This is a genomic window from Cupriavidus basilensis OR16 (assembly GCF_000243095.1).
In the GTDB taxonomy this organism is placed as follows: domain Bacteria; phylum Pseudomonadota; class Gammaproteobacteria; order Burkholderiales; family Burkholderiaceae; genus Cupriavidus; species Cupriavidus basilensis_D.
In genome coordinates this window covers 1-432 of the sequence record NZ_AHJE01000386.1, presented here as the reverse complement: position 1 = coordinate 432, position 432 = coordinate 1, and the positions used below count along the sequence as shown (strand labels likewise).

The window sequence follows — 432 nt, the reverse complement described above, 5'->3', positions numbered from 1 at the left end:
GACTGGATTCGGGGGAGGTCCGGCGCATTCTGGCTGGCCTGCATGACCTGCAATGCAAGGAGGGCGACACCATCGCCGCCATGCTGCGCAACAGCCCGGAGTATGTGGCCCTGGTGCTGGCCTGCCGCCAGGCGGGGCTGTACCTGGCCTCGATCAATTGGCACTTCAAGGCACTTGAAGCCAACCATATCCTGACCGACAGCGGCGCCCGCGCACTGGTTGTCGACGCAGACCTGCTTGAGCAGGTGCGCGAAGGCATCCCGGCGGGCGTCAGCGTCATCCTGGTCTCGCGCGGCGCCGCGCCGCCGTCCATCGCGTCGCCCGGCCCGCAGGCGCACCACTGGGCGAATTTCGGGGCAGGCCTGCCGGCCATGCCGCCGCGCGCCGGCGCCTCGCACGGGGCCATCGCCTATACCTCCGGCACCACCGGCA

At 70.1% G+C, this 432-nt stretch carries 1 protein-coding gene; it reads left to right on the top strand.

Going from position 1 to position 432, the window contains the following annotated elements; all coding sequences use genetic code 11:
• The coding region (locus OR16_RS39285; protein WP_043423298.1) for an AMP-binding protein at positions 1-432 on the top strand (432 nt) is incomplete at both ends.